The sequence below is a fragment of the Microcystis sp. LEGE 08355 genome, assembly GCF_015207185.1.
In the GTDB taxonomy this organism is placed as follows: domain Bacteria; phylum Cyanobacteriota; class Cyanobacteriia; order Cyanobacteriales; family Microcystaceae; genus Microcystis; species Microcystis panniformis.
Genome location: NZ_JADEXI010000305.1, coordinates 1 through 5,661, shown reverse-complemented (window position 1 = coordinate 5,661; position 5,661 = coordinate 1). Strand labels below are relative to the sequence as shown.

The following is a 5,661-nucleotide window of genomic DNA, read 5'->3' as shown; positions in this document are numbered from 1 at the left end:
CCTAGCATTGTTCCCAGTGTTATTACTACTAATACTATCCATAAAGGGTGTCTTTTTCCTTTATCTTTCCGAAAGTCCTTGACTTGTTTCAGTTTTTCTATTAAGCTCAACATATGTTTTAAAAGTTGCCGGTCACTTATCATTTTACAAAGACAGTGATCGCTTTTACTTTTGATATTCTGATGGGAGAATGAAACAGCCCTACCCCTTGCCCCCCGACGTCGGGGGCAAGGGGGTGAGAGCAATTAAGGGACTTGCGCTTTGATAATGTACCTTTTGGGCGAACGCAGTTCGCCCCTACATTGTGGACAAAATCCGTTACTGTAGGAGCGCAAGGCTTGGGCCCTCCAATAGATCAGGTTTGCCGATCACCCTAAGTAGGGGGAGAGCCTTCGAGATGTTATCGCAACCGAATCGGCGGTTAGGACATTGACAATCTCCGAAACCCTCTCATACTAAATCCTGTCTCCTGTCTCCTAACCCCACCAACAAACTTTTTGCCGCAAACCCTACTTAAGACTTTTGCTATAGTTCTAGAAGAGGGCTAAAAAAATAGCAAACTAAGGAAATTTCTCCTTTGCTACTTTTGCCGTGAACAACTATGTTAAAAAAAGTCAATTCTCTGCGATCGCTATCCTGTTTCCTCGCTATAATCCTCTGGAGTAGTCCTCTCGGGATTAACCCTAGCCTCGCTGTCAATGATAATTGTCAACTCTCCGAATCGGAAATCAAACAACAAGAAAATCTGCGTCAAACTTCCCCCCAAGAATATAACATTTTAGTACAGAAATATGCTGAACAATTGCGCTTTTGTCGTTCCCGACACTGGTTACAGGAACAAGCGATCTGGTTACGTCTTTACTCCTGTGATACCCGTCCTGGATCGATAGAAAGTATCCTCGATCGCATCGTGGCCAAAGGTTATAATATAGTTTATCTGGAAGTTTTTGCCGATGGTCAAGTCTTGTTACCTCCTAACAATAATCCCACGGTTTGGGATAGCGTGATTAAAAATCCCGGTGCTGGAAATGTGGATTTATTAGCACAGGCGATCAAACAGGGACATAAACGCAGTTTAAAGGTATATGCTTGGTTATTTAGCCTCAATTTTGGCTATGCTTATAGCTTAAAACCCGAGCGACAGGAGGTGTTAGCACGCAATGGTAAAGGACAGGATAGCACCTCTTTTGTCGATGATCGATCCCAAACTTTTGTCGATCCCTACAGTAATCAAGCGCGACAGGATTATTTAATTCTCCTAGAAGCCATTTTACAACGTCGTCCCGATGGAGTTTTATTTGATTATATTCGCTATCCGAGAGGAACAGGAGTCGATTCCGTGGCTGATGATGTCAAAGATTTATGGATTTTTAGTCCCGCATCCCGACAAGCTTTAATTAATCGAGGATTGAATAATAAGGGCAAATTTTTAATCGATCGCTATCTGACTCGTGGTCAAATTTCCCCCCATGATATCGTCGAAGCCGATCGCCTTTATCCCCAAGAAACCGCCCCTCTTTGGCAGGGTAGAATCCCCTTAGAAGAGGAGATGAAACAATCAGTTAAAAGTCGTTTTGATCGCCTCAAATTAGAACTTTGGTTCCTAGCGGTTGCCCATGCTGCCCAGGGTGTAATTGATTATATTAGTTATTTTTCTGCCCTAGTGGAACGTCAGGGAATTCCCGCCGGAGCAGTGTTTTTTCCCGATGGGAATCGTCTTGTGGGTAATCAAGGTTTTGATTCCCGTTTACAAGCTTGGGATAGTTTTCCCCCTTCCCTAGAATGGCATCCCATGTCCTACGCTAATTGTAACGATACTACCTGTGTGGTTAATCAGATCAAAAGAGTAGTGGCAAGCAGGGGAAATCAAACTCCTGTTATCCCAGCTTTAGCGGGTTTATGGGGACAACCCTATAACAATCGTCCCCCCTTAGAAGTGCAAATGGCAGCGATTCGCCTAGCTTTTCCCAGCATAGATAGTATCAGTCATTTTGCTTTTTCTTGGCAAGAACCACAATTTGATCGAGCCAGAAGATTTTGTCAAATGTAACCCCATTTACACCTCCACTTTCACTTCCTCTGTCTCTGTTTGTTCCTGTAGTGGGGGAACTATCAAAGGCGGCAGTTCCTGCCCGGCGGTGTTGAGAGTCGGTGTAATATCGACGTAGTTAATTACCGCCCCTAAAATTTTCACTTCCGCTTCTGTTAACTGGTCAGTTGCTTCACTCAAGAGACTAGAACGAGTTATGCCCTGGCGCGTTACCAGAATAATCCCGTCCGCTAGTTCTTCTAAGAGAAGAGCATCATTACAGCTAGACAGAGAAGGAGTATCGACAATCACCAGATCGAAACGGCCGCGAGAATCTTTGAGAATTAATTGTAATTCGCTCGATTCAATGATAGCTGCCGCTTGTTTTTGCGGACCGGGACTAGGCAAAATGGAAAGGTTTTCAATATTTGGGGCCAGCCGGATCGATTTACTTTTTGCCCCGTAGTAAAGTAGGGGTTCTCGGAAAGAATTGGGATCGGGAGTGACTCCGATTTCTTCGGCCTTAGAGGGACTTCTCAGATCTCCTTCTACTAAGAGAGTCCGTCGGCCCGCTAAAGATGCTGCGATCGCCAAATTATAGGCAGTGGCGGTTTTCCCCTCTCCGCCAGTAATACTGGTGACAACAACCACTTTCACCGTTTCGCCGCCGCCAACAAGTCGCAGGGTACTGCGTAAACGTTCGTAGTAGGGGAGATAATTGGCATTAGCATCGGCGAGAATCGGCTCGATTTCCTCGCCCTCTAAATTCCGGACAATGGGCAATTGTCCTAAGAGTAGTATATCCCGACTAACCAAAGCTTCCCGCAATTCTTGGGGACTGTGCAGGCGATCATCGATCACTGCTAACAGCAGAATCGTACCCAATCCGGCTAAAGTTCCCAACCCAGCACCCACCAAGAGAATCAAGGTACGATTCTTGCGGTTAAACACCTGTTCGATCGGTTGAGCAACCGGCGGTTGGGCGACGGTGAGACTACCCACGGTTTCCGCTTCTGCGGCCTGAGCATCCACCAGAGCATTAAGAATATTCTCGTAGATACCCCGTTGAAAGGCGACAGCTTGGGTTAAACGAGCTTGCTGTAGCTGTTTATCGGGGAATTTCTCGTATTGGGAGCGTAATTGCTGTTCCTGAGTCACCAAGGACTCTAATTGTTTCATTAAACCCTCGCGCTGGGTTTGCAGGGTGACTAATTGAGCCGCTAGTTGTTGACGGGTGGCATCGAGATTACTTTGCTGACGGATGCGACTGCTGGGAAGAGCGGTAAGAACGCCATCTTTTCCGATCACCTCGGCGGCTCTTTTTTGTAAGAGAGATTCGTTAACTTGCTGTTGTTTGCGTAATTTAACGACGGTGGGATGTTCGGGACGTAAATCCTTCTCTAGTCGCTCCAATTGGGCTTCCGTATCCAATATCTGCGCTCGGATACTGGCAATAATCGGGTCGGCACTAAGGGCCGAGGAGGTGTAAGCTTGATCGGGGGTTAAATCGAGTTGTTTACTCAGACTATCAATTTGTCCTTGAATGCCTTGCAGTTCTAGGCGAATTTCTCGCTGTTGCTGTTGACTACTGGTGATAGCGGTGAATAAACTCCCGTCTTGAATCGCCAATAAATCTGAACCCTGGGTACTAATGTAGCGATAAAACTTTTCTTCGGCTCTGGTTAAATCTTTTTGGACTTCTTTGAGTCGGACACTGAGAGCTTCTATGCGGGCGCGTAACTGGGAAGTATTCAGCCAGCGACTGTATTCCACCATTTCCTTCATCAAGGTTTCGAGAATTAACTCCGCCTTGGACTGGGAGTCGGCCGTTAACTCTAAAAGTACCTCTTGGGGTTGGTCGGTTTCTCGAGACCGATTGCTATTATTGTTTTGTCCCTCCACTTCACCGGGGAAGGTGATTTTTAAATCTTGATCGCGAATTTTAGCCATCTGTTCCTGATTAAATTGCAATTTTTTGGCCGCATTGACCAATACCCGGGGAGACAGCAGTAAATCGCGATCAATAGCCCGCCCTTGTTCTTGCAGTTGGGTTCCTGTACTGGTAAAAGCCGGCGGCGGCACCCGGTAGGCCAATTGTCCCACCGCCCGATAAAAGGTGGGGGGTTTCTCAGGATCGGGTAGGAAAGCAAAGATCACAGAACCGCCTAAACAGACGAGGAAGACGAATATTCCCACAAATTTGTTCTGATCTAGCGAGATGAGAAATCGTTTTACAATTGGTAGAGCCATAGCTTTTTAATATATTCCCAGATTCTTTACATTTTAGCGGTCAAGAGTTATTCTCGCCCTTGAAATCCTAGCTTATGAAGTTGTGTTAAGGAGTGAAGGGAGCCAGTTGCCCCTCAATTATCGTAAGTTATCGAATTGATTGCTAATGTTGAGAATTGTATTGGTAAAACTGGAAAGATCGCGGATGGGTTGAGTAATGATATTAAAAGCGGCGAAAATTTCCCCCAATAGGGTGCGGGTGACGATAATTACGTCTTGATCTTCTAAGGGAACATTTTGGGAGATATCCCCCCTAACTGCCGCTATCGGACTCAAAGTTTGACTAACAACTCCCCCTTTGGCACTGTCAAAACGGAGCAGGGACACTTCATTGACATTAATCCGCAGGCGATCGGAAACCGGTAAACTAGCCACCACATCGAGGAAGGTACTGCCACTGGGAATCGAAACATTTCTCAGGGAAATTCCCGAAGGAAGTGAGGGAGCTAAAACCCTGATGGTAATATTCTGCTGGGCGAGGGTGGTTCTAGCCACCAGGGAGCGATTATATCCCGTTTCTTGGCCTACTTCCAGCTTGGAAACAATCACCGCATCGCCCCCTTGCAGACGCAGATCTGGCAAGCGGTCTCCTTTAACTAAGGGAGTATAAAGGTCAAGTTTCTCCTCTAATACTGTACCATCGACTAAAACCCGACGGACAACGATCGAACGCAGATCTGCTCTGGGGGTGCCGCCACCCGCCGCCAAAAGTACCTGCGCTAGGGGAGTATTAGGAGCAACATTATAAAACCCCGGTCGCTGTACCTCTCCCAGAATGGTTAACTGGACGGGACGAGCAGTGGTTAAAACAGCAATCACTTCCGGTTCCTCCCGCAGGTATTTTCGCCCCAATTCGAGGCGGATCTTAGTTTGCACTTCGTCTAAAGTCAAGCCCAGCACCGGAATACGCCCTAAAATCGGCACCAGAAAATTCCCATCGGGATCCACTGGCCCCGTGGAATTAAATTCGGGAAAATCGGGAACCGAGACAGTAATTTGATCGCCGATATCAAGTCGATAGGCCTGAATTTGTCGGGATTGGGAATTATTGGGAGAGTAAACCGGTGGACTATAGCCGGTAGGGGGAATCGTGTTTTCAGGAAAGGTGGGATTAGGCGGTTCGGGGGGCAAAAATTCCAACCCAGTTCCGGGTTGAGTCTGGGGTATGGACAAAGAACCCTGGGCCTTGAGGCTCTCGGAGGGAATTACCCAGAAGAACCCTGTCAGACTAAACCCTGATAAGGCTATGGCCCCGGTTCTGAAGAAACTAACTGGCAAAAACTTGTTGAGCATTGGTGGAATCATACAGACAGATATATCAATTTATTTTCTGAGAGTTATCT

3 protein-coding genes and 1 pseudogene are annotated in these 5,661 nt (G+C 46.7%); 1 reads left to right on the top strand and 3 read right to left on the bottom strand.

Going from position 1 to position 5,661, the window contains the following annotated elements; translation table 11 throughout:
* Window positions 1-113, bottom strand: a pseudogene (locus IQ242_RS15380) (ISAs1 family transposase); the annotation flags it as partial.
* A gap of 488 nt (window positions 114-601) precedes the next feature.
* Between IQ242_RS15380 and IQ242_RS15375 the strand changes: the two are divergent.
* On the top strand, window positions 602-2,050 hold the full coding sequence (locus IQ242_RS15375) for a family 10 glycosylhydrolase (protein WP_193960558.1): 1,449 nt from the start codon (window positions 602-604) through the stop codon (window positions 2,048-2,050).
* Window positions 2,051-2,056: 6 nt separating this feature from the next.
* Here the strand turns inward: IQ242_RS15375 and IQ242_RS15370 are convergent, their stop codons facing one another.
* Window positions 2,057-4,279, bottom strand: coding sequence for a tyrosine-protein kinase domain-containing protein (locus IQ242_RS15370; protein WP_193960557.1), 2,223 nt, complete (start codon window positions 4,277-4,279; stop codon window positions 2,057-2,059).
* A 117-nt stretch (window positions 4,280-4,396) separates the two neighbouring features.
* Window positions 4,397-5,611, bottom strand: a complete 1,215-nt coding sequence (locus tag IQ242_RS15365; protein ID WP_193960556.1) for a polysaccharide biosynthesis/export family protein — start codon at window positions 5,609-5,611, stop codon at window positions 4,397-4,399.
* Between the last annotated feature and the right edge of the window lie 50 nt (window positions 5,612-5,661).

Bases quoted from the DNA above. Each gene is read 5' to 3' on its own strand.
- IQ242_RS15375 (WP_193960558.1), top strand. From the start codon at position 602: ATGTTAAAAAAAGTCAATTCTCTGCGATCGCTATCCTGTTTCCTCGCT.
- IQ242_RS15370 (WP_193960557.1), bottom strand. From the start codon at position 4,279: ATGGCTCTACCAATTGTAAAACGATTTCTCATCTCGCTAGATCAGAAC.
- IQ242_RS15365 (WP_193960556.1), bottom strand. From the start codon at position 5,611: ATGCTCAACAAGTTTTTGCCAGTTAGTTTCTTCAGAACCGGGGCCATA.